Consider the following 24159-nt stretch of genomic DNA (forward strand, 5'->3'; position numbering starts at 1 on the left):
AAGGAAGCGAACGAGGTGAATAAAGCGGGTAAGGGGCGGCTCAGCTTCGCTTGAACCGTTCGATATGACTGATGCCTCGGCAATGCGGCCGAGATTTAACTGATTTGCATCGCATGGCGACGCCGCATACGACAACGACAGCACACTTGTCCTGCGTTCATCGGGCATCAAAGATTCCTGCTAAGGAGTTCTTTATAAATTAAGGGGCGCAGTCAAGCTTGTCAATCTTGTCGGAGGAAAGAAGTTATTGCTGCGCAGCGTAAGCGTTTGCTGAGTAATGCGTAATGATTAATTGAAGACGATGCGCACGCGTCGAGCTATGCCGCGCGTCGCTGTTGCGAAGCGGGAGAAGGGAAGAGATGAGAATGGAGCAGACCGGACTTTTCGACAGTCCGGCCGTTGAATGCAATAGCGAACCGCGGGCTGCGCCGCGGTCGTTATATTTATTGCGCCGGTTGCGGCTTGTTCGACAGCGCCAGTCGCAGCAGATCGGCGACCGTGTTGACGTTGAGCTTTTCCATGATGTTCGCGCGGTGCGCTTCAACCGTCTTGATGCTGATGCCGAGGTCGTCGGCGATCTGCTTGTTCAGGCGGCCGGCGATGATGCGCTCAAGCACCTGATGTTCACGCGCGGTCAGCTTGCCGAGACGTTCTGCCGCAGCGCGTTGCTGCTGCACACTGGTGCTTTCGCTACGCGCCTTGTCGAGCATGCGCTCGACCAGCTTGCGCAATTCGGCTTCGTCGAACGGTTTTTCGATGAAGTCCATGGCGCCTTTTTTCATCGTCGACACAGCCATCGGCACGTCGCCGTGGCCCGTCACGAAGATGATCGGCAACGACGCGTTGTCGGCGATCAGGCGTTCCTGCAACTCGAGCCCGCTCATGCCGGACATCCGCACATCGAGAATCAGACAAGCGATCTGGCCCGGATGCGTATGCGGCTGCCATGCGTCGATGAATTGCTCGGCGCTGGAGAAGCATTGCACGCGGTAGCCGTTCGCCTCCAGCAGCCAGCGCAGCGAATCTCGCACGGCCTCGTCGTCGTCGACGACAAAGACAGTTTCCTGTGTGGTGACTGGGCTGTTCATAGCTCTCCCGTAACGGTTTGTGGTGTCGGCGCCTCTGACCCGCCGTTGCTCGGGCCGTCAGGCTCTCCAATAGGCAGACTGCAATGGAACGTGGCGCCTGTGATGTGGCCGTCAGATTCGACGTTGTTGACCACCCACAGACGGCCGCGGTGCGATTCGATAATCGAACGGCAAATATTCAACCCCATGCCCATACCATCGGACTTGGTGCTGTAAAACGGTTCAAACAGACGCTCGGCTGTCGCTTCGTCGACTCCCGGTCCCTGGTCGACGACGCTGATGCAGACAAACCCGCTTTCCAGCCGCACGACGACGCGAATCACGGGGTCAACCGCATTCGGGCGCGCGTCGTGCATGGCCTCGACGCCGTTCTTCAGCAGGTTAACCAACACCTGCTCGATCAGCACCGGGTCGACGTAAATCACCGGCAGGCGCGAGCGCAAATCGGTCACGATGCGAATCTTGCGCTTGCGCGCTTCGAGTTCGGCGAGACCCACGGCATCGGCGACGATATCGGCCACGCGCGTAGCCTGGCGTTTCGGCTCGCTGCGTTTAACGAACTCGCGAATGCGCTTGATGATCATGCCAGCCCGCACTGCCTGTTGGGCGGTTTTCTCGAGCACAGGCAAGAGATTGTCAGGCGTCGTCCGACCGGATTTAACCAGCGCTACGGTTCCAGAGCAATAGTTATTGATCGCGGCGAGCGGCTGATTCAGTTCGTGCGCGAGCGACGAGGCCATTTCGCCCATCGTCATCAGGCGGCTGGTGAACTGCAGCTTTTCGTCCTGCTGACGCGAGAGTTCCTGCGCCTGCTTGCGGGTGGTGATGTCAGTTGCGATCTGCATCTGCGCGAGGTGGCCGTCCACCCACTGGATGTACTGGCGGCGCACTTCGAACCATTTCTGGATGCTTTGCACGTAGACTTCCTGCGCGTCGGCAGTGCTTTCGGTCAACGCGGCGGCTGGCAGACCCGCGTATGCATCCACCATATCGATCGAATCGGACGACGCCTGTGCGCTATCGAACCCGCCGCCCGCCAATTCCAGATGACCGTCCGGGCGAATGCCGAAGAGATGCCGGTAGTAGCGGTTGGCGAACAGTAGCTCGGCTTCGTCGGCGGCCAGCACGGAGACGGCGGCGTCGAGGCTTTCGAGGACGGTTGTGAAGCGTTCGTGTGCGGCGGCGAGCTCTTCGCGTGCGCGTTTCGGTTCGGTGATGTCGGTCATCGACGACATCCAGCCGGTCTGGCGGCCCGAGCTGTCGATCAGCGGCGACACATAGAGGCGTGCATGGAAGAGCGATCCGTCCTTGCGGCGCACGCGCAATTCGAAGCCCGAAGAGGGCGCCTTGCCGCGCAGCGTCATGTCGAGCTGGCGTTGCATCTCAGGGTAGGCGTCGCGCGGCCAGTAAGCGAACGGCGCATTCTTGCCGACCAGATCGCTTTCATCCCAACCGGTCATGCGGCAGAAGGCCGGATTAACGTGTGTGATGCGACCGTGCATGTCGAGCACGCGCATACCGATCAGCACCGAGTTTTCCATCGCGCGCCGGAAGAACGCTTCGGCGTAGAGCGCCTGCTGCGCCTCGAAACGTTGCCGTGTGTGTTTCCACAAGCTCCACAGACTCCACAACACGAAGCACGACAGGCCGGCTACCAGCCACACCAGCGTGTTGTTGGTGAAGTTGGTCATCTGCGGGAACGCGTAGACGCGTACCGAGACGCCCTGGCCCGGCGGGTCGAGCGGCAGATCGTAAAACATGTCACGCGGCAGGCGCGGGCGGGTCGACGTGGTGGTCAACTCGCGGTTGTTCACGTCGATGATCGAGATTTTGTATTTCGCCGACAACTCGGGCGGAATGTCGTGCTTCAGGATGCCTTCCACCGAGAACACGGCGGCAATCGTGCCGAGGAAATCGCGGTCGCGGTAGACCGGCGTCTGCAGCGTGATGTAGCCGTTGCCGAGGTCGTCGTAAATCAGCGGCGAGTACACCTGGCGGCGCGTATTGCGCGCCTCGTTGAAGGCGGCTTTGACGGCCTCGTCCATCTGCGCGTCGTTCGGCTTGGCGAGACGCTGGCCGAACACGGGAAGTGCGGTATTAGGCCAGCGCGGCTGCTGCAGGCTCGTGTACCAGTTCATGTAGAGGATCTCGGGATGCCCCTGCATGATGTCAGTGGTGGACACCTGGAATGAATGCGGATCGGCGTGGCCGGCGACGAGATCGCGGGCGAGGGCCTGAATCTGTTCCTGCGCGCCCGTCATGGACAGGCGGATCTGCTGCTGCGCCCACGCGACGTTGCGGTAGAGCGTGTCTTCCTGTTGCTGCTGTTCGCGCCGGTTCAGGCTCCACAGAATCAGGCTCATGACGACCAGGAAAACCAGGATCGACAGCAGCGGCGTGAGCAAATAGGAGTTCGACCACCACGGTCCGTGGTGCCAGCGGGAGGACGGCGTCGAATCCGCCGGCGAACCAGCGGTGCGCGCCGAGCGAGCGAAAAGCCGTTCGGTCAACATGCGTGGCATTGTAGCGCAGCGGGTCACTAGCAAATGGCGCAAAAAAGCGCTGAAAGAACTGTTATTCGGCGCAAACTAGCCGACGTATCGGTCGATCGGCAGTCAAATCAGGTTGCGCCGCAACAATTTTCCGCATTATGAGAATCGATCTCGTGATTCGAAATTTTTGTTGCGCAGACGTCGGGACCCCTTTTACAATCGGCCGAAGCTGCCGCGGCCGTGCTTCGTCCGCGTCGTCTGTTCAAAGAGCGTTCCTCTATATCCAGGAGACGAGCATGTCCGCTGTACCCGACGAAGTCATGAAATATGTCGCTGCCGAAAAAGACGACGATCCCCAGGAAACCGGCGAATGGCTGGAAGCGCTGGATGGCGTGATTTCTGCTGTGGGCCCCGATCGCGCTCACTATCTGATCGAGAAACAGATCGAATTCGCTCGTGTACACGGCGAACATCTCCCGTTCTCTGCAAACACCCCCTACATCAATACGATTCCCGTGTCGCGTCAGGCGCCGATTCCCGGCGACCAGGACCTCGAACACCGGATTCGCTCGTACACGCGCTGGAACGCCATCGCCATGGTGCTGCGCGCGGGCAAGGACACGAACGTCGGCGGCCACATCGCCTCGTTCGCGTCGGCTGCCACGCTGTACGACGTCGGCTACAACCACTTCTGGCATGCACCGTCGGCTGAACATGGCGGCGACCTCGTGTTCGTGCAGGGCCACTCGTCGCCGGGTGTCTACTCGCGCGCGTTCCTGCTTGGCCGTCTGACCGAGAACCAGCTCGACAACTTCCGTCAGGAAGTGGGCGGCGAGGGCATCTCGTCGTACCCGCACCCGTGGCTGATGCCTGACTTCTGGCAATTCCCGACCGTCTCGATGGGCCTCGGCCCGATCATGGCGATCTATCAGGCGCGCTTCATGAAGTACCTGCAGGCGCGCGGCATTGCGAAGACCCAAGGCCGCAAGGTCTGGGCCTTCCTCGGCGACGGCGAAACGGATGAACCGGAATCGCTCGGCGCAATCGGCATGGCCGGTCGCGAACGCCTCGACAACCTCGTATTCGTGATCAACTGCAACCTGCAGCGCCTCGACGGTCCGGTGCGCGGTAACGGCAAGATCATTCAGGAACTCGAAAGCGAATTCCGCGGCGCCGGCTGGAATGTCATCAAGGTCGTCTGGGGCAGCCGCTGGGATGCGCTGTTCCAACGCGACAAATCAGGCGCCCTGATGCGCCGGATGATGGAAGTCGTCGACGGCGAATATCAGACGTACAAGTCGGAGTCGGGCGCGTATGTTCGCGAACACTTCTTCAATACGCCTGAACTGAAGGCGCTGGTTGCCGAGTGGTCCGATGAAGACATCTGGAACCTGAACCGCGGCGGCCACGATCCGCACAAGATCTACGCAGCGTTCTCGGAAGCGTCGAACTCGCAGGGCCAGCCGACCGTCATCCTCGCGAAGACGATCAAGGGCTACGGCATGGGCGAAGCCGGCCAGGCGATGAACATCACCCACCAGCAGAAGAAGCTGCACGTCGATCAGCTGAAGAAATTCCGCGATCAGTTCCGTCTGCCGATTCCCGACGAAGACCTCGTCAACGTGCCGTACCTCAAGTTCGAAGAAGGTTCGAAGGAACTCGAGTACATGCGCGCTCGCCGTCAGGACCTCGGCGGCTATCTGCCGGCGCGTCGTCAGAAGGCCGAGTCGCTGCCGGTGCCGGCGCTCGACGCGTTCGAGCCGCTCCTGAAGGGCACGGGCGAAGGCCGTGAGATCTCCACGACGATGGCGTTCGTGCGGATCCTGAACATCCTGCTGAAAGACAAGGCGCTCGGTAAGCGCATCGTGCCGATCGTTCCGGACGAGTCGCGTACCTTCGGTATGGAAGGCCTGTTCCGTCAGATCGGTATCTGGAATCAGGAAGGCCAGAAGTATGTGCCGGAAGATTCCGACCAGCTGATGTTCTACCGCGAATCGGAATCCGGCCAGATCCTGCAGGAAGGGATCAACGAAGCCGGTGGTATGTGTGACTGGATCGCAGCCGCGACGTCGTACTCGACGCACGGCGAGATCATGATCCCGTTCTACATCTTCTATTCGATGTTCGGCTTCCAGCGTATCGGCGATCTGGCATGGGCGGCGGGCGACATGCGTTCGCGCGGCTTCCTGCTGGGCGGCACGGCTGGCCGCACGACGCTGAACGGCGAAGGTCTGCAACACGAAGACGGCCACTCGCTGCTGTGGGCGGCATCGGTGCCGAACTGCATCAGCTATGACCCGACGTTCGGTTATGAACTCGCGGTCATCATGCAGGACGGTCTGCGTCGCATGGTTGCCGACCAGGAAGACGTGTATTACTACATCACGGTGATGAACGAGAACTACGAGCACCCGGCGATTCCGCAGGGCGATGCTGTAGCGGCCGACATCATCAAGGGTATGTACGCGTTCAAAAAGGCCGATGCTGATAAGAAGGCGCCGCGCGTTCAACTGATGGGTGCGGGCACGATCTTCAACGAAGTGATCGCCGCTGCTGATCTGCTGAAGAACGACTGGGGCGTCGCTGCCGACCTGTGGAGCGTGCCGAGCTTCACCGAACTGGCTCGCGAAGGTCACGAAGTGCAGCGCTGGAACCTGCTGCACCCGACGGAAGAGAAGAAGCTCTCGCACGTCGAGAAGTTGCTGAAGGACGCACAAGGTCCGGTCATCGCTTCGACCGACTATGTGCGCGCGCTGACCGAACAGATCCGCGCGTTCGTGCCGCAGAAGTTCGTCGTGCTGGGCACGGATGGCTACGGCCGTTCGGACACGCGCGAAAAGCTGCGTCACTTCTTTGAAGTCGACCGCTACTGGGTCACGGTTGCCGCGTTGAATGCACTGGCAGATGAAGGCACGATCGAACGCAAGGTCGTCGCCGAGGCGCTCAAGAAGTACAACCTTGATCCCGCCAAACCCAACCCGATGACCGTCTAAGGCATCATTCCCCGTGTGCCACGGCGTGCGCGCCTGCTCCTGATCGACAGGAGCGGGCGGCGTGCGCGGCCCAGGAGACACTAACAATGAGTCAAGCGATCGAAGTCAAGGTGCCGGACATCGGCGATTACAAGGACATTCCTGTGATCGAGGTGCTGGTGAAGGCGGGTGACACCGTCGAGAAAGAGCAATCGCTCGTTACGCTGGAATCCGACAAGGCGACCATGGACGTGCCGAGCTCGGCCGCCGGCGTCGTCAAGGAAGTGAAGGTCAAGGTTGGCGACAACGTGTCGGAAGGCTCGCTGATCGTCGTGCTGGAAGGCGCGGGCGCGGCTGCTGCCGCACCGGCTCCGGCGCCTGCTGCTGCACCGGCTCCCGCCGCGGCCCCGGCTGCTGCGCCTGCCCCGGCGCCCGCTGCCGGCGGCGGTGGTCTGCAGGAAGTCAAAGTGCCGGATATCGGCGACTACAAAGACATTCCCGTGATCGAAGTCTCGGTGAAGGTCGGCGATCGCGTCGAGAAAGAGCAGTCGCTGGTGACGCTCGAATCCGACAAGGCGACCATGGACGTGCCGAGCTCGGCCGCCGGCGTCGTCAAGGAACTGAAGGTCAAGGTCGGCGATACCGTGTCGGAAGGCTCGGTAATCGTCGTGCTGGAAGCGGATGGCGCGGCGGCGACCGCTGCGGCTGCCGCACCTGTGGCGAAGCAGGAAGCGCTCGAGAAGCCGTCGGATGCGCCGGTTGCTCCTTCGCCTGCTCCGGCTTCGCCGTCTGCGCTTGCCCAAGCGCCGCTGATTCAGGCGGGTGAGGGTGGCGCTCGCCGCGCGAGCCATGCTTCGCCGTCCGTGCGCAAGTTCGCGCGCGAGCTCGGCGTCGACGTGACGCAGGTGCAGGGCACGGGTCCGAAGGGCCGTATTACGCAAGCGGACGTGACCGGCTTCATCAAGGGTGTGATGACGGGTCAACGCGCTGCGCCGGCAGGTGCTGCTGCGCCGGCTGCCGCGGGTGGCGGCGAATTGAATCTGCTGCCGTGGCCGAAGGTGGACTTCACCAAGTTCGGCCCGGTCGATCCGAAGCCGTTGTCGCGCATCAAGAAGATCTCGGGCGCGAATCTGCATCGCAACTGGGTCATGATTCCGCACGTCACGAACAACGATGAAGCCGACATCACCGATCTCGAAGCGCTGCGCGTGCAGTTGAACAAGGAAAACGAAAAGGCCGGCGTGAAGTTCACGATGCTGGCATTCGTGATCAAGGCGGTGGTTGCTGCCTTGAAGCAGTTCCCGACGTTCAATGCGAGTCTCGACGGCGACAATCTGGTGTTCAAGCAGTACTACCACATTGGGTTTGCTGCCGATACGCCGAACGGTCTGGTCGTTCCGGTGATTCGCGATGCCGACAAGAAGGGTTTGATCGATATCGCGAAGGAAATGACCGAGCTGTCGAAGGCTGCGCGTGACGGCAAGCTGAAGCCGGATCAGATGCAAGGCGGCTGCTTCTCGATTTCTTCGCTGGGTGGGATTGGCGGGACGAACTTCACGCCGATTATCAATGCGCCGGAAGTCGCCATTCTCGGCTTGTCGCGTGGCGCGATGAAGCCGGTTTGGGATGGCAAGCAGTTTGTGCCGCGTCTGATTCTGCCGCTGTCGTTGTCGTATGACCATCGTGTGATCGATGGTGCTGCGGCGGCGCGGTTCAATGCGTATCTGGGTGCGATTCTTGCCGATTTTCGGCGTGTGATTCTTTGATCGGGTGTTGCGCGGGGCGCTGTGTTTATCAGTTATCCGCGTTTCTCGCTGAACTTGCTTTCTTAGCGGTCTATTAGCGTTGCCCCTGTGCGGGGCGGCACTTACTTTTCTTTGTCTTCCAAAGAAAAGTAAGCAAAAGAAAGGCGCGTCCTTGGGCGGACAGCAAAGGAAGTTGCTGTCCAGGGCGTTGCCGGCTTTTAGGCAGTGGTTAAGCGTGTTTGCGCGTGCCTCACAACCGATCAATAAGAGAAGGGGACACTATGAGTCTCGTCGAAGTAAAAGTGCCGGATATCGGTGACTTCAAGGACGTCGATGTCATCGAAGTCAACATCAAACCGGGCGATGTCATCGAGAACGAGCAGGCGCTGATGACGCTCGAGTCCGATAAGGCCTCCATCGAAGTGCCGAGCGATACCGCCGGCACCGTCAAGGAAGTGCGCGTCAAAGCCGGCGACAAAGTCTCGCAAGGTACGCTCATCGCGCTAGTCGAGACGTCCGCAGACGCAGCACCGGCCAAGGCGCCTGAGAAAGCGCCCGCTCCGGCAGCAGCGCCTGCTCCGGCGCCTGCGCCTGCGTCCAAAGCGGCAGCGCCCGCGCCGCAGGCTGGTAGCTTCTCCGGCAGCGCCGATATCGAGTGCGACATGCTCGTGCTCGGTTCGGGCCCCGGCGGTTATTCGGCTGCGTTCCGTTCGGCCGATCTCGGCATGAAGACCGTGCTCGTCGAACGTTATTCCACGCTCGGCGGTGTCTGTCTGAACGTCGGCTGTATTCCGTCGAAGGCGTTGTTGCACACCGCCCTTGTTATCGACGAAGCGGAAGCGCTCGGCTCGCATGGCATCACGTTCGGCAAGCCGCAGATCGATCTCGACAAGCTGCGCGACTTCAAGTCGAGCGTCGTCAAGAAGCTCACCGGCGGTCTCGCCGGTATGGCCAAGATGCGCAAGGTCGAAGTCGTGACGGGTACCGGTTCGTTCGTCGATCCGTATCACATGGAAGTTCAGACCGAAGGCGGTAAGAAGGTCGTCAAGTTCAAGCAGGCGATCATCGCCGCCGGCTCGGAAGCGGTGAAGCTGCCGTTCATTCCGGAAGATCCGCGTGTGGTCGATTCGACCGGCGCGCTCGAACTGCGCCAGATTCCGCAACGCATGCTGGTGATCGGCGGCGGCATCATCGGTCTCGAAATGGCGACGGTCTACGCGACGCTCGGCGCCAAGATCGACGTGGTCGAAATGCTCGACGGTCTGATGGCCGGCGCGGATCGCGATCTGGTCAAGGTCTGGGAGAAGTACAACAGCAAGCGTTTTGCCAACGTCATGCTGAAGACCAAAACCACCGCGGCAGAAGCGAAAGACGACGGCATCTATGTGTCGTTCGAAGGCGAAAAGGCCCCGGCCGAAGCGCAACGCTATGACCTCGTGCTGGTCGCCGTCGGCCGTACGCCGAATGGCAAGAAGATCGGCGCGGACAAGGCTGGCGTGGCTGTAACGGATCGCGGCTTTATCGACGTCGACAAGCAGATGCGCACCAACGTGCCGCATATCTTCGCGATCGGCGATATCGTCGGTCAGCCGATGCTCGCGCACAAAGCTGTGCATGAAGCTCACGTCGCCGCTGAAGTGGCTCATGGCGAGAAAGCGTACTTCGATGCGCTGCAGATTCCGTCGGTGGCCTACACCGATCCGGAAGTGGCGTGGGCCGGCAAGACGGAAGACCAGTTGAAGGCCGAGGGCGTCAAGTACGGCAAGGCGGTGTTCCCGTGGGCAGCCTCGGGCCGCGCTATCGCCAACGGCCGCGACGAAGGCTTCACGAAGCTGCTGTTCGACGAAGAAACGCATCGCGTGATCGGCGGCGGGATCGTCGGTCTGAACGCGGGCGACCTGATCAGCGAAGTGTGTCTCGCGGTCGAGATGGGTGCGGATGCAACGGATATCGGTAAGACGATTCACCCGCACCCGACGCTCGGCGAATCGATCGGTATGGCCGCCGAGTTGTACGAAGGCGTCTGCACCGACTTGCCGCCGCAGAAAAAGAAGTAATGCTGCTGAACCCGTCTGCGTGCAGGCGGGTTCGAAGAATCAGACGCACAAAAAAAACGGCGCGCCCCGCAAAGGGCGCGCCGTTTTTTTGTGCAGCAAGCAGCGTAGAGCGTTTGTCGCGAAGCGACGCATGTAACATGCGCCGCGCGCCTCAGGCAGCGGGAAAAAAAATCCCGGCCTTTCGCCGGGCAAACGATACGTTATTCAACGTATCGGAGCGTTCGTTCGGCCAGATGAAACCGTGTGAGCGGCAACGGCACGACGCTGTTGCTTGCACGCTGTGCTGCAATCGCGCCGGCCCTGCCGTGAGGCGGAGCCGGCGTGCAGCCTGAAACTTCGGCGGCTTGAAACTTAGACTGCCTTCTTTGCCGAGCGCGATGCTTGTGCAGCGGCTTGCGATGCTGCCTTCGATGCGGCCGTTGCGGCTGCATTGAAGTTGCTTTCAGCGATTTCGACAGCTTGCTTGGTTGCCTTGTGGACCGTTTCGTACGTGGTGTTGGCGGCGGTGATTGCCGACTTCAGCACGGCGACAGCGGTTTCCGAACCGGCCGGGGCATTCTTCGCAACGTTTTCGACGAGCGACTGGACCTTGCGGTTTTGCTCTTCGAATTGGGCTTCTGCGACGCGGGTGAACTCACCTTGCGTTGCCGAAACGATCTCATACACGTGACGGCCGTACGACAGCGCCTTTTCAGCCACCGGCTGTGCGAGGCTAGCTTGCAGTGCCAGCAGTTCCTGCGCGTCTTTCACCGACAGTGCGCGTTGGGCATTTTCCTGGCTTTCCGCGAGCGTCGATTTCACGACTTGCAGGTTCAGTTCAACCAGCTTTTCGACGCCTTCAAATGCTTTGGTCGTCAGGCCGAACAGCGTTTCAAAGTTGGCTTTCTGGGCTGCAGCGAATTGCTCAGGGGTCAGCAGAGTCATGGTTTACGCTCCTGGATCGCGGTCTGTCTGTGCGGACCGCATTGGGTTGGTGGCGAGACGCTCTCAGATCGTCTCCCCGGACCGCGATGTTTTGTGCATCGCAGCAATGGTTCCCATTTTAGGATGGTGTTAACGAATGTCAAGTGTTTTTTGTGCGTCGCACAATGTTAAGAAATTACTGATAAAACAACACGTTATGCGGCAGGCATGACATTCGTTTGACGCAAGTTGATTTGTCCGTCGCACCGCACTGGTGCAGGATAAATCTGCATTTGTTACCGATTTCAGGAGAGATTTTGACCACCTGATCACGCTCGGCGCGAGTGGCAGGGCAAATCGATGCAGACAAAAAACCCGTCGATTGGCCATCTCGATGTAAACCAGAAAGTGTCACGGAACGTTAATGCTCTATGCCGGTCGAATGCGCGTTGGCGGTCTCCAGCAGGTGTTTAACAGCCCGCAGTAGTACCCGCTCGACGTCCCGGTGCGCCGGCAAGGCTTTACATGCCTGCGCTCTGACCGTATTTCCCCTGATCAAGGTTGTCTCGAAATTGCCGTTATGCTGAAAGAATCGGTGCGATTCCGGCATCTGGCGGCAAGGGCGAGGCGAAGCGCGTTGACGATCGTTTTTTTCGATCGGAACGCGGCACTTATTTGTGTTTTTGCGATCGGAGCTTACAAGCCGGTTTAAGGAGCGCGTATAAGTGCTTCAAATTGCTAATTTTTCGTTGTTTTACTACACTTGCGGAAACCTCTTGCCGCTCCCTACTGAACACCCATGAAAACCGACATGTTTTCGTCGCTAAAAGTGATCCACGGCGCGGCTCGCAGCACCGCTCTGTCGGTGGCCGCCTCCATGGTCATCGCAGCGGCGTTCGCCACGCCTGTCAGCACTTTTGCCGCCACGCCCGCCACTACGGCAAAAACCTCCAAACACGCGAAAGCGGCCAAAAAGCCCGCCGCGGCCCCTGCCGACAAAGTGTCGAGCAAGAAGGCCGCTAAAGGCGCCGCTGCAAAGACCGTGGCCGCTGCGGATGACGACGCGCCGCGCGCGAGCGTCAAGCGCAAGCGCGTGACGTACTCGTCGAACGGTCGTCACCACTCGGTGATGCGCCGCGTCGCGTACGAACCGCGTCCGCCTACCGTCGGCCAGGCTTTCGGTCTGCACGACACGCCGGACGCGCTGATGCTGCGCTCGAGCGTTGCCTATGTGATCGATCAGAACACCGGCGAATCGCTGTTCGACAAGAATTCGCGCGCCGTGGTGCCGATCGCGTCGATCACCAAGCTGATGACCTCGATGGTGGTGCTCGACTCGAAAGAGCCGATGACCGACCAGATCGAAGTCACCGACGAAGACCGCGATTACGAGAAGAACACCGGCTCGCGTCTGTCGGTGGGCTCGGTGCTTTCGCGTGAAGACATGCTGCACATCGCGCTGATGGCCTCGGAAAACCGCGCGGCCGCGGCGCTGTCGCGTTACTTCCCGGGCGGCCGTCCGGCGTTCCTCGCGGCAATGAACGCGAAGGCCAAGCAACTCGGCATGACCGATACGCATTTTGAAAACCCCACGGGTTTGACGAGCCAGAATGTTTCGAGCGCGCGCGACCTCGTGAAGATGGTCAATGCGGCGTATCAGTATCCGATGATCCGCAAGTTCTCGACCGACCACAGCTACGAGGTGTACACCGGCAAGCGTTCGCTGGCGTACAACAGCACGAATGCATTGGTGCGTAACCCGACGTGGGACATCGGTCTGCAAAAGACTGGTTTCATTAACGAAGCAGGCGAGTGCCTTGTGATGCAGGCGACCATTCACGGTCGTCCGATGATCATGGTGCTGCTCGACTCGTCGGGTAAGTACTCGCGCTTTGCGGACGCGACGCGTCTGCGCACGTGGCTCGATAACGGTGGCGATCAGCCGCGCATTACCAGCGCGGATGCCGGCGGCGCGGGCACCTGAAGCCACCTCGGCATCACCTTGTGGCCAGTTTTCGAACCGGCCAGAAAAAAAGCCTCGCAGATGCGAGGCTTTTTTATTTCGTCGGATGACGGGCGGCCATCCGCTTATGCGTGCTGGGGATGCGTATGCTCGTGCGGCGTCTGTGGGCGATAACCAAGCGACTCGGAAATCAGTAGAGCCGTTTGGCTGAGCTGCCCCAGCCACGAGTCCTGCAGGCGATCCGCCGGGGCCGACAGCGACAGGCCCGCAACCAGTTTGCCGGTGTCGTCGTAAATCCCCGCTGCGATGCAGCGCACACCCAGTTCCAGTTCTTCGTTATCGCGCGCGCAGGCCTGTTGGCGCACGTGCGACAGCTCACGTTCGAGCTTGGTCAGATCGGTGATGCTGTTCTGCGTGTGGCCGGACAGTCCGGTGCGCGTGGCGTAGGCGCGCACGCGGGTCGATTCGTCCGCGGCGAGGAAGAGTTTGCCCACCGAGGTTAGATGCAGCGGCGCCCGCCCGCCAATCGCCCGCACCACCTGCATGCCGGAGCGCTCGGAGTAGGCGCGTTCTATATAGACGATCTCGTCGCCCTGGCGCACCGACAGGTTCACGGTCTGGCCGGTTTGACGGTGCAGTTCGCGCATCGGCGTGAGCGCCGCGTCGCGTACCGACAGCCGCGCTTTCACCAGATTGCCCAGTTCGAGCAGGCGCATACCGAGACGGTAAGTGCCGGGATCCGACCGGTCGACCAGCCGGCACATCACCATGTCGTTCAGGATGCGGTGCGCGGTGGACGGGTGCAGCTCCGTGCGGATGGCGAGTTCCTTCAGGCTGACCGGGTCGCTATGCGCAGCGAGTGCATCGAGCAGGCGCATCATGCGTTCGATCACCTGGATCGAAGTTTTGGGATCCGGGTTCGTATCGCTCATGGGGAGGAATCGGTTGACGCGTCAAACAGCGGAAATTGATTGTATCCCGTATTGTGAAAAGATGGAAAGCAGTTGGAACGCCTATTCCAATTTAACGTGGCATTCGTCCTATGCCTTCCGGCCGTTGGTATTGTGCGGCAAACAGCGGATAATCAGGGACGTTTTCCCGAAGGAGGGCTCATGCGAGTCGGATTGTTCGTCACCTGCCTGATCGACCTGATGCGTCCGGAGATCGGTTTTTCGGTCATCAAGCTGATCGAAGGCGCCGGTTTCGAGGTGGTGGTGCCCCCCGCGCAAACCTGCTGCGGGCAGCCCGCGTACAACTCGGGCGAGCGGCGCATCGCACGCGATCTGGCCGAGAAAACCCTGCGCGAATTCGAACAGTTCGACTATGTCGTGGTGCCGTCCGGTTCGTGCGGCGGCATGATCCGCGCGCATTATGGCGACCTTTTTGCCGACGATCCGGAACTGATGAACCGCTTCGGCCGGTTGCGCGCCAAAGTGTTCGAGTTGACTGATTTCCTGCTCAACGTGGCCAAGGTGCAATTGCAGCCCGGTGAGTTCGCCGGCCAGGTGACGTACCACGATTCCTGTTCGGGGCTGCGCGAACTGGGTGTCAAAACGCAGCCGCGTGCACTGCTGGCGCAGGTTGGCGTGGCGGTGACTGAAATGAAAGATTGCGAGCACTGCTGCGGCTTCGGCGGCACCTTCGCGATCAAGTACGGCGACATCTCCACGGCAATCGTCGACGAGAAATGCGCGAATATCGGCGCGAGCGGCGCCGGCACGGTGGTGCTCGGCGACCTCGGCTGCATGCTCAATATTGAAGGTCGCCTGCGGCGCACGGGCGACACCGCGACACGCGTGCTGCACATCGCCCAGGTGCTGGCCGGCGACGCTTAACGATCGTCGCAGCGCCCAAAGCTCGCGGTTGATTCAGTGCATGCCATTTCGCGCGCTTCATTCGTTCGCTTCACTCGTTCGCGTCACGCGTTGATTTCACCCGCTGTTCGCTCGCGCGTTTCAACAGCGCTTTTCAGCAGCGCATCTTATTCGCGCTTTTCTCTCGAGTACGCCTAAGGCCGCCATGCAAGTCCAATCGATGCATTTCAAGGCTCGCGCGGGCCAGAAACTCGCCGATCAGCGTCTGCAGCAGAACCTGACCAAGCTGTCTACCAAGTTTGTGTCTGCCCGCGCCGCGGCCATGACCGTGATCGATTTCCCCGCCACCCGCGCCGCGCTGAAGGAGCGCCGCAATCGCGCGCTGGAAAATCTCGACGTCTGGCTCGAAACCTTCGAACGTGAAGCGACCCGGCGCGGCGTCACGGTCCTGTTCGCCGAGACGACGCAGGAGGCCGCGCGCCTTGTCGGCGATATTGCGCGCCGGCACGAGGTGAAGAAGGTGATCAAGACCAAGTCGATGGTCACCGAGGAAATGCGCCTGAACGAGGTGCTGGGGCAGATGGGCGTGCAATCGATCGAAACCGATCTGGGCGAATACATTCTCCAGATCAACGAAAACGAGCCGCCCAGCCACATCATCGCGCCGGTCGTCCATAAGGATAAGGACGAGGTCGCCGACCTGTTCGCGAAAACGCACGGCCGGCCGCGTCTGACCGAGATCACCGACATGACCCGCGAAGCACGCGAGATGCTGCGTCCGCACTTCATGACGGCGGACATGGGCGTGACCGGCGGCAACTTCGTGGTGGCGGAGACGGGCTCGGTCGTGCTGGTCACGAACGAGGGCAACGAGGGCATGTGCACGGTGATGCCACGCGTGCATGTGGCGGTGACCGGCATCGAAAAGGTGTTGCCCACGCTGGAAGATCTCGCGACCGCAATGCGTCTGCTGCCGCGCTCGGCAACTGGTCAGGCGACGTCCAACTATTTTTCGGTGCTGACCGGGCCGCGCGGCGAGGGCGATCAGGACGGCCCCGAGCATATGTACGTGGTGCTGGTCGACGGCGGGCGCACGGGGCTGATCGGCGGCGACTTCCAGGAGATGTTGCGCTGTATCCGTTGCGGCGCGTGCATGAATCACTGCCCGGTGTATCAGAAGGTGGGCGGTCACGCCTACGGCTGGGTTTATCCGGGGCCGATGGGGTCAGTGCTGACGCCGAGTTACGTCGGGATCGACAAGGCACTGGATCTGCCTCAGGCGGCGACGTTGTGCGGCGAGTGCAACAGCGTGTGTCCGGTGGGCATTCCGTTGTCCGATCTGCTGCGCAAGCTGCGCGAGAAGCAGGTCGAGCGGCATCTGCGGCCGTGGCGCGAGCGGGCAGGGCTTGCCGTCTGGGGTTTCCTGGCGCTGCACCCCGACGCTTACGCGCTCTTCACCAAGCTGGCGGTTCGCGTGCTGGAAAGAATGGGTGGGCGAAATCGTTCGATTGCCAGGTTGCCGCTGGGTGGAGCGGGCTGGACTAATACGCGCGATATGCCGGCGCCGGTCGGCCGCACGTTCAGAGAGTTGTACGCCGCGCAACGCAGCCATATTGGTTGAACGAGCGGCGCAGTCGTTGTGGCCGCAGTCATTGTGGCTTTAACGGCTGATGCAGGAGAAGTGACGTGAGACTACGCTTATACCTGCGTCGCTCCCCGCCGGATCAATGGTCCGTCATCCCGCCTGGCTGGCGGCCGTTATTGCTTCTGGCCTGCGAATTCCCGCCATTGCCGCCATTCCCGCGGCCACCGCTGTTGCCTGCCTGTTGCGGCGGAGGGGGCGGCGGGCTGCCTGCACCCGGCCGTGGCGCATTCGATCCACTCGGTCCTCTCGGCCCGCCAACAGCCCCTTGAGGCGGCGGCCCCCCATGCTGCCCACCGCCGTTCGGCTGACCATGCCAGCCGTTATCTCCCCGGTTGCCGTTGTTTCCATCGTTGCCATTATTCGGCCGCCCCCGGTCCGGATAACCCGGGTAGCCCCGATAACCAGGTCCCGGCCCGTAATAGCGGCCCGGCCCGTCGTAGTAACCGGGGCCCCCGTAATTGCTGTAGCCCATGTAGACGTTGGTCTGCGGCACAACCGGCACGCCGGTCGCATAGCCGTCGTAACCGTCATAGCCGCTGTAACCGCCGCCGTAGCCGGCCACCGGCGAGCCGTCCGGATAGACCGCGCAGCCGCCTAGCAATGCAGTAGCGACCATCAGGCCGGCGAGTGGAGCAATACGTTTCATTGGAAGGACCAGTGCGAAGATTTCATCTCTGTAAGACAGCTATTATCGCTAAGCGTCGCACCAGCTTTGTATGCGTTTGTAAGGATTTCTTTTTCATGCCACGACGCAGGTCAGCGTCGTATGCGGCAGAGCCAGGCCAGTTAATGGACTGTTCCATCCAGCGCAACGCTGTATCTCGCGCCAGCAGGTTTTTCCCGATTGTAAATTCCTATAGCATTTCGACTGGGCATAGTGGGTCACAAACTCACGAGCCCCTAATCGGAAGAAACCACATCATGAAAAAGACAATATCGGTGTACTGGCCCCTCGCCATCGTTGTGCCGCTTGCTGCGGCAGCCTATCTGCACATTTGCGGCGACGCGGCTTCGCGCTCCTCGCAGACCCCGCTCGCCGCTGATCAACTGACCGCGGAACTGGCGCGTGCGGTTTCGTACGGCATGGTCGACAACACGACGACGTTGCCGGCCAAACCTATGCACGCCGTCACGGCAATGCCGGTGGCCGAAGCGTCTTAAGCGTCTTAAGCGGCGCCCCTAGGCGCGCGCAGCCTCCGGCGCGATCCGGCTGACCTTTGTATAATCGCGCCACCGTTTCCTAACTGCCGATCCGCGGGCGTTTAGCGTCCGAAAGCCTCTGATGAAAACCGTGTCCGTCTGCTTTGTCTGCCTGGGGAACATCTGCCGTTCGCCGACCGCGGAAGGCGTGATGCGCCGTCTGGTCGACGAGGCGAAACTGGCGGAGCGCATTCTGATCGATTCCGCCGGCACGGGCGACTGGCACATCGGTCAACCGCCTGACGACCGTGCGCAGCATGCGGCCGAACAGCGGGGTTATGAGTTGGCCGCTTTGCGCGGACGCCAGGTTGCGGTCGCCGACTTCGAGCGTTTCGATCTGCTGATCGCAATGGACGACAAAAACGTCGCCGCGCTGCGCCAGATCTGTCCGGCGGAGCAGCGCGACAAAATCCGTCTGCTGATGGAATTCGTGCCTGAGACGGACGGCCGCTGGGGCGGCTCCCGCGAAGTCGTCGACCCTTATTTCGGCGGCGCCGAAGGGTTTGAACAGGTGCTGGATCAATGCGAAGCAGCCTGCCGCGGACTGATTGCAGCGTTGCGCCCCCAATTGATCGCGTAAGACCGGCGGGTCATCGGCGAAGTCTGGGCCGGCTTATCCAGCAATTAAGCAAATGACCCAAATCACGATAGGGATACTTGACTAATTCAGTCATGTATTTATACTTGATCAAACTTGTCGAGAATTGCGGTTCCCACACCATATGAGACTCACCACGAAAGGCCGTTTCGCCGTCACGGCGATGATTGACCTGGCACTGCGCCAGGAGCAGGGCCCGGTGACGCTTGCGGGTATCAGCCAGCGCCAACATATCTCCCTGTCATATCTCGAGCAGCTTTTTGGCAAGCTGCGTCGTCACGAAATCGTCGAGTCCGTGCGCGGACCGGGCGGCGGCTACAATCTGGCCCGCCGCGCTGAAGACGTGACCGTCGCCGACATCATTATCGCGGTCGACGAACCGCTCGACGCCACCCAATGCGGCGGCAAGGGCTCGTGCGAGGGCACCAAACAGCACGATGGCCACTGCATGACGCACGAATTGTGGTCCACGCTGAACCAGAAAATGGTCGAGTACCTCGATTCGGTGTCCCTGAAAGATCTGGTCGATCAGCAGCGTTCGCGCGAAGGTGCGCCGGCGGTGTTGCGCGACCGGCGCAACGAGGCGCCGGCGGTCGAACCCGCGCGCGTCGTGCCGAAAGGGCCTAATTCAGTTTTCAACATGGCCGGTTCCTAGGCGCGGCAATCTGAACGCACCGCAGCCTGATCAGGAACCCAGAAGCCAGAGCAATGACGTCCCCGGAGCAATTGATGAACAACGACACTCTCCACCTGCCCATTTACATGGACTACAGCGCGACGACGCCGATCGACCCGCGCGTGGTGGACAAGATGATTCCGTACCTGCGCGAGCAGTTCGGCAACCCCGCATCGCGTAGCCACTCGTATGGCTGGGACGCGGAGCGTGCGGTCGAAGAAGCGCGCGAGAACGTCGCTGCGCTGGTGAATGCCGATCCGCGCGAGATCATCTGGACCTCGGGCGCAACGGAATCGGACAACCTCGCGATCAAGGGTGCGGCGCACTTCTACAAGAGCAAGGGCAAGCACATCATCACGGTGAAGACCGAGCACAAGGCTGTGCTCGACACCTGCCGCGAACTCGAGCGCGAAGGCTTCGAAGTGACGTATCTGGACGTGAAGGACGACGGCCTGATCGACCTCGAAAAGTTCAAGGCCGCGCTGCGCCCGGACACGATTCTGGTGTCGGTCATGTCGGTGAACAACGAGATCGGCGTGGTCCAGGACATCGAGGCGATCGGCGAGATCACCCGTGAAAAAGGCATCATTTTCCACGTCGACGCGGCGCAAGCCACCGGCAAGATCGCGATCGATCTGCAGAAGCTGAAGGTCGATCTGATGTCGTTCTCGGCCCACAAGACGTATGGTCCGAAGGGCATCGGCGCGCTGTACGTGCGTCGCAAGCCGCGTATCCGTATCGAAGCGCAGATGCACGGCGGCGGTCACGAGCGCGGCATGCGCTCGGGCACGCTGGCTACGCACCAGATCGTCGGTATGGGCGAAGCGTTCCGTATCGCGCGTGAAGAAATGGCGACCGAAAACGAGCGCATCCGCATGCTGCGCGACCGTCTGCTGGCCGGCCTGTCGGAGATGGAAGAAACGTATGTGAACGGCGACATGGAAAAGCGTGTGCCGCACAACCTGAACATCAGCTTCAATTTCGTCGAAGGCGAATCGCTGATCATGGCGGTGAAGGACGTGGCGGTGTCGTCGGGTTCGGCATGCACGTCGGCTTCGCTGGAACCGTCGTATGTGCTGCGCGCACTGGGTCGTAACGACGAGCTGGCGCATAGCTCGATCCGCTTCACGGTGGGCCGTTTCACGACCGAGCAGGATGTTGACTACGTGATCAACCTGCTGAAGACCAAGATTTCGAAGTTGCGCGACTTGTCGCCGCTGTGGGAAATGCACAAGGACGGGATCGATATTTCGACCATCCAGTGGGCAGCGCACTGACGCGCCAGTTTGGACGACGTCGAATTTATCGAATTGCAAATTGCAGGTTGAAACGGATCAAGGAGTGTCATCATGGCTTATAGCGACAAGGTTCTGGACCACTACGAAAACCCGCGCAACGTTGGTTCCTTCGCGAAGGACGACGATGCAGTCGGCACCGGCATGGTCGGTGCGCCGGCATGCGGCGACGTGATGAAGCTGCAGATTCGCGTGGGCGCGGACGGCATCATTGAAGACGCAAAGTTCAAGACGTACGGCTGCGGTTCGGCAATCGCGTCGAGCTCGCTCGTCACCGAATGGGTGAAGGGCAAGACGCTCGATCAGGCAATGTCGATCAAGAACACGCAGATCGCCGAAGAACTGGCGCTGCCGCCGGTGAAGATCCACTGCTCGATCCTCGCGGAAGACGCGATCAAGGCAGCGGTCGCCGACTACAAGCAACGCCACGGTGAAGCGGTCGTCGAAGGCGACAAGCAACACGCGTAAGCGGCAGTCGGGCGCGCGGCTGGGTGCGCGTTCAGGTGCGCATCTGGGTGAGTCGAAGCGGGCGGTGTGAGAAAAAACGCCGTCCAGCATGAGCGATATTTGAAGCAGGCAGGGTAGCAGCGCGTCAGTAGGCACAGGAGTGACGAACACGCGCGGCGCAATGAGAAACGCTATGGCAATTACGTTGACCGAAAAGGCAGCACAGCACGTCCAGAAGTATCTGACTCGCCGCGGCAAGGGTGTCGGGCTGCGCGTAGGCGTGCGCACGACCGGTTGCTCGGGTTTGGCCTACAAGCTCGAGTACGTGGATGAACTCGCGCCCGAAGACGAAGTGTTCGACTGCAACGGCGTGAAGATCATTGTCGACCCGAAGAGCCTCGCCTATATCGACGGCACCGAACTCGACTTCGCACGCGAAGGGTTGAACGAAGGCTTCAAGTTCAACAACCCGAACGTGAAGGATGAGTGCGGTTGCGGCGAATCGTTCCGCGTGTAAATCGGCTCACTCCGCGTGCAGCGGATCAAAGGCGGCGCGTGCCGCCTTTTTAGTTTCATCCGCGCATCCGGGTCGGCACTTTTCGGCTGCCTTGCCGCTGAATCCTCCGGTGAGTCGCCACAGCGCTTTCGATCCGCGTTTTTAGCCTGCACTCCGGTGCGCTTTCCTGAACGGACTCCTTTTATCCGATGGCCTCGCTGAACGACAGCCACTTCGACCTGTTCGATCTGCCGGCGCAATTCGCGCTCGACGCAGCGGCACTCGATCACGCCTACCGCACGGTGCAGGCACAGGTGCATCCGGACCGCTTCGCGGCGGCCGGCGACGCGCAAAAGCGCATCGCGATGCAATGGGCGACGCGCACCAACGAGGCGTATCAGACGTTGCGCGATCCGTTGAAGCGTGCGACCTATCTGTTGCATCTGCGCGGCATCGACGTCGGCGCGCATAACAACACGGCGATGGAGCCGGCGTTCCTGATGCAGCAGATGGAGTGGCGCGAAGGTATTGAAGACGCGGCCGCGGCGAAGAACGTCGATGCGCTCGACGCCTTGCTGACCGAACTGCGCGACGAAGAGCGCATGCGTTTCGACAAGCTCGGCGCGCTGCTCGACAGCGGCGCGAATCAGGCGGCGGGCGAGGCAGTGCGGCAGTTGATGTTCATCGAGCGGGTGGCGTCGGAAATCGGCACGCAGATCGAGCGACTCGAGAACTAGCGGTCCGGCGGCCCGATGCACGGTGCCGCCGCGCATGAATACGCAGCGATAACAGCCGAAGCAATTCATCCAGCAACGCAAAAATTCAGGACGGGGTCCAGCGACCCCGAGAAGATCCAGATGGCCTTACTGCAAATCTCCGAACCCGGCATGGCGCCGGCGCCCCATCAGCGGCGTCTGGCGGTCGGTATCGATCTTGGCACCACCAATTCCCTCGTCGCCGCGGTGCGCAGCGGCGTGCCCGATGTGCTGCCCGACGAAGACGGCTATGCGCTGTTGCCGTCGGTGGTGCGTTACCTGGAAAAGGGCGGCCGCCGTATCGGCCGCACGGCCAAGGCTGAAGCCGCGACCGATCCGCGCAACACGATCGTGTCGGTCAAGCGTTTCATGGGCCGCGGCAAGGCGGAAGTGGAAGGGGCCGAGAACGCGCCGTACGATTTCATCGACGCGCCCGGGATGGTGCAGATCCGTACCGTCGACGGCGTGAAGAGCCCGGTCGAAGTATCCGCGGAAATTCTTGCGACGCTGCGCCAGCGCGCCGAAGATACGCTTGGCGACGAACTGGTCGGCGCGGTCATTACCGTGCCCGCGTATTTCGACGAAGCGCAGCGCCAGGCAACCAAAGATGCCGCGCGTCTGGCCGGCCTGAACGTGTTGCGTCTGCTGAACGAGCCGACTGCGGCTGCGATCGCCTACGGCCTCGATAACGGTTCGGAAGGTCTCTACGCGGTCTACGACCTCGGCGGCGGCACCTTCGACCTGTCGATTCTGAAGCTCACCAAAGGTGTGTTCGAAGTGCTCGCGGCAGGCGGAGATTCCGCGCTCGGCGGCGATGATTTCGACCATGCCCTGTATCGCCATGTGCTCGAGCAGGCAGGCATCGCGCCGCAAACGCTCGTACCGGAAGACGTCCGCCTGCTGCTCGACAGCGTACGCGTGACCAAGGAGGCGTTGTCCGACGCGCCGAGTGCAAAGGTACAGGCAACGCTTTCGAACGGCACGCAGATCGATCTGACGGTCGACGAGGCCGCTTTCGAGGCAATCACCCAGGCACTGGTTCAGCGCACGCTCGGACCGACGAAGAAAGCGCTGCGCGACGCCAAGGTCGCCACCAAAGACATCAAGGGCGTGGTGCTGGTCGGCGGCGCGACGCGCATGCCGGTGATCCGCCGCGCGGTCGAGTCGTTCTTCGGCCAGCCGCCTTTGATCAACCTCGACCCGGATCAGGTCGTCGCGCTCGGCGCGGCGATCCAGGCCGATCTGCTCGCGGGCAACCGTGGCGCAGACGGCGACGACTGGCTGCTGCTCGACGTGATTCCGCTGTCGCTCGGCGTCGAAACCATGGGCGGTTTGACCGAGAAGATCATCCCGCGCAATTCGACGATTCCGGTCGCTCGCGCGCAGGATTTCACGACTTTCAAGGACGGCCAGACGGCCATGGCGATCCACGTCGTGCAAGGCGAGCGCGAGCTCGTCAGCGATTGCCGCTCGCTCGCGCGGTTCGAGCTGCGCGGCATTCCGCCGATGGCCGCCGGTGCGGCGCGGATTCGCGTCACGTATCAGGTCGACGCGGACGGCCTGCTGTCCGTGTTCGCGCGTGAACAGGGCTCGGGCGTGGAAGCGTCGGTGGTGGTCAAGCCGTCCTACGGCCTCGCCGATGACGATATCGCCCGGATGCTCGAAGAGAGTTTCTCGACCGCCGAAGTCGACATGCGTGCTCGCGCACTGCGTGAAGCGCAAGTCGAAGCGCGCCGTCTGGTGGAAGCCACTGACGCGGCGCTCGCCGCCGACGCCGAATTGCTCGACGACAGCGAACGCGCCGAACTCGACACGCTGCTCACGGCATTGCGCAACATCGCCGAAAGCGACGACGCCGACGCGATCGAAGCCGCGACAAAAACGCTCGCCGAAGGCACCGACGAATTCGCTGCCCGCCGCATGAACAAGGGCATTCGCCGCGCGCTGGCCGGCCGCAAGCTCGACGAGATCTGAGCCTCGCGGCCGTGGCTCGCACCTTGTGCGCCAGCCGGC

General features: G+C 61.3%; 19 protein-coding genes. 14 read left to right on the forward strand and 5 right to left on the reverse strand.

Annotated elements, in window-relative coordinates:
• Positions 1-443 precede the first annotated feature (443 nt).
• Positions 444-1088, reverse strand: coding sequence for an oxygen response regulator transcription factor FixJ (gene fixJ / locus R8871_RS29645; protein WP_011488992.1), 645 nt, complete (start codon positions 1086-1088; stop codon positions 444-446).
• A complete protein-coding gene (fixL, locus tag R8871_RS29650) occupies positions 1085-3601 on the reverse strand; it encodes an oxygen sensor histidine kinase FixL (protein ID WP_154566152.1) in 2517 nt (838 codons plus the stop codon). Before fixL ends, fixJ begins: the two co-directional genes overlap by 4 nt.
• A gap of 275 nt (positions 3602-3876) precedes the next feature.
• On the opposite strand from fixL, the gene aceE reads away from it, so the two are divergent.
• The 3 genes from aceE to lpdA all read left to right on the forward strand — a co-directional run bounded on the left by aceE (position 3877) and on the right by lpdA (position 10354).
• Positions 3877-6573, forward strand: a complete 2697-nt coding sequence (aceE, locus tag R8871_RS29655) for a pyruvate dehydrogenase (acetyl-transferring), homodimeric type (RefSeq protein ID WP_175053660.1) — start codon at positions 3877-3879, stop codon at positions 6571-6573.
• Between the two features lie 86 nt (positions 6574-6659).
• A complete protein-coding gene (aceF, locus tag R8871_RS29660) occupies positions 6660-8318 on the forward strand; it encodes a dihydrolipoyllysine-residue acetyltransferase (protein WP_175053661.1) in 1659 nt (552 codons plus the stop codon).
• 260 nt (positions 8319-8578) lie between these two features.
• The gene (gene lpdA, locus R8871_RS29665; protein WP_175053662.1) at positions 8579-10354 is read left to right on the forward strand and encodes a dihydrolipoyl dehydrogenase; all 1776 of its coding nucleotides are present in this window, start codon (positions 8579-8581) and stop codon (positions 10352-10354) included.
• A 351-nt stretch (positions 10355-10705) separates the two neighbouring features.
• On the opposite strand, the gene R8871_RS29670 is transcribed toward lpdA, so the two are convergent.
• Positions 10706-11278, reverse strand: coding sequence for a phasin family protein (locus tag R8871_RS29670; RefSeq protein WP_054038013.1), 573 nt, complete (start codon positions 11276-11278; stop codon positions 10706-10708).
• 778 nt (positions 11279-12056) lie between these two features.
• On the opposite strand from R8871_RS29670, the gene pbpG reads away from it, so the two are divergent.
• Complete coding sequence (pbpG, locus tag R8871_RS29675) at positions 12057-13241, forward strand: D-alanyl-D-alanine endopeptidase (RefSeq protein ID WP_175053663.1); 1185 nt, start codon at positions 12057-12059, stop codon at positions 13239-13241.
• A 104-nt stretch (positions 13242-13345) separates the two neighbouring features.
• On the opposite strand, the gene R8871_RS29680 is transcribed toward pbpG, so the two are convergent.
• Positions 13346-14152, reverse strand: coding sequence for an IclR family transcriptional regulator (locus tag R8871_RS29680; RefSeq protein WP_175053664.1), 807 nt, complete (start codon positions 14150-14152; stop codon positions 13346-13348).
• Positions 14153-14332: 180 nt separating this feature from the next.
• On the opposite strand from R8871_RS29680, the gene R8871_RS29685 reads away from it, so the two are divergent.
• Together R8871_RS29685 and R8871_RS29690 are read left to right on the forward strand one after the other, a co-directional pair.
• A complete protein-coding gene (locus R8871_RS29685) occupies positions 14333-15055 on the forward strand; it encodes a (Fe-S)-binding protein (RefSeq protein ID WP_175053665.1) in 723 nt (240 codons plus the stop codon).
• A 184-nt stretch (positions 15056-15239) separates the two neighbouring features.
• On the forward strand, positions 15240-16655 hold the full coding sequence (locus R8871_RS29690; RefSeq protein ID WP_175053666.1) for a lactate utilization protein B: 1416 nt from the start codon (positions 15240-15242) through the stop codon (positions 16653-16655).
• 103 nt (positions 16656-16758) lie between these two features.
• Here the strand turns inward: R8871_RS29690 and R8871_RS29695 are convergent, their stop codons facing one another.
• Complete coding sequence (locus R8871_RS29695) at positions 16759-17325, reverse strand: hypothetical protein (RefSeq protein ID WP_175053667.1); 567 nt, start codon at positions 17323-17325, stop codon at positions 16759-16761.
• Positions 17326-17600: 275 nt separating this feature from the next.
• Here R8871_RS29695 and R8871_RS29700 point away from each other — a divergent pair, with 275 nt between their 5' ends.
• From R8871_RS29700 to hscA, 8 genes are all read left to right on the forward strand, one after another.
• Positions 17601-17840, forward strand: a complete 240-nt coding sequence (locus R8871_RS29700; protein ID WP_175053668.1) for a hypothetical protein — start codon at positions 17601-17603, stop codon at positions 17838-17840.
• 121 nt (positions 17841-17961) lie between these two features.
• Entirely contained in the window at positions 17962-18459 is a 498-nt protein-coding gene (locus tag R8871_RS29705) for a low molecular weight protein-tyrosine-phosphatase (RefSeq protein ID WP_175053669.1), read from the forward strand.
• Positions 18460-18601: 142 nt separating this feature from the next.
• On the forward strand, positions 18602-19132 hold the full coding sequence (gene iscR / locus R8871_RS29710; RefSeq protein WP_028199491.1) for a Fe-S cluster assembly transcriptional regulator IscR: 531 nt from the start codon (positions 18602-18604) through the stop codon (positions 19130-19132).
• Between the two features lie 74 nt (positions 19133-19206).
• Positions 19207-20430 carry an IscS subfamily cysteine desulfurase gene (locus tag R8871_RS29715; protein WP_054038230.1) on the forward strand — a complete coding sequence of 408 codons (1224 nt, stop codon included), beginning with the start codon at positions 19207-19209 and terminating at the stop codon, positions 20428-20430.
• A 72-nt stretch (positions 20431-20502) separates the two neighbouring features.
• Positions 20503-20916, forward strand: a complete 414-nt coding sequence (iscU, locus tag R8871_RS29720; RefSeq protein ID WP_028199493.1) for a Fe-S cluster assembly scaffold IscU — start codon at positions 20503-20505, stop codon at positions 20914-20916.
• A gap of 172 nt (positions 20917-21088) precedes the next feature.
• On the forward strand, positions 21089-21412 hold the full coding sequence (gene iscA / locus R8871_RS29725) for an iron-sulfur cluster assembly protein IscA (RefSeq protein ID WP_028199494.1): 324 nt from the start codon (positions 21089-21091) through the stop codon (positions 21410-21412).
• Positions 21413-21600: 188 nt separating this feature from the next.
• Positions 21601-22128, forward strand: a complete 528-nt coding sequence (gene hscB, locus R8871_RS29730) for a Fe-S protein assembly co-chaperone HscB (RefSeq protein WP_175053670.1) — start codon at positions 21601-21603, stop codon at positions 22126-22128.
• Positions 22129-22248: 120 nt separating this feature from the next.
• Positions 22249-24120 carry a Fe-S protein assembly chaperone HscA gene (hscA, locus tag R8871_RS29735; RefSeq protein ID WP_175053671.1) on the forward strand — a complete coding sequence of 624 codons (1872 nt, stop codon included), beginning with the start codon at positions 22249-22251 and terminating at the stop codon, positions 24118-24120.
• The last annotated feature ends 39 nt before the right edge of the window (positions 24121-24159 follow it).

It is taken from the genome of Paraburkholderia sediminicola (assembly GCF_902859805.1).
GTDB lineage: Bacteria > Pseudomonadota > Gammaproteobacteria > Burkholderiales > Burkholderiaceae > Paraburkholderia > Paraburkholderia sediminicola.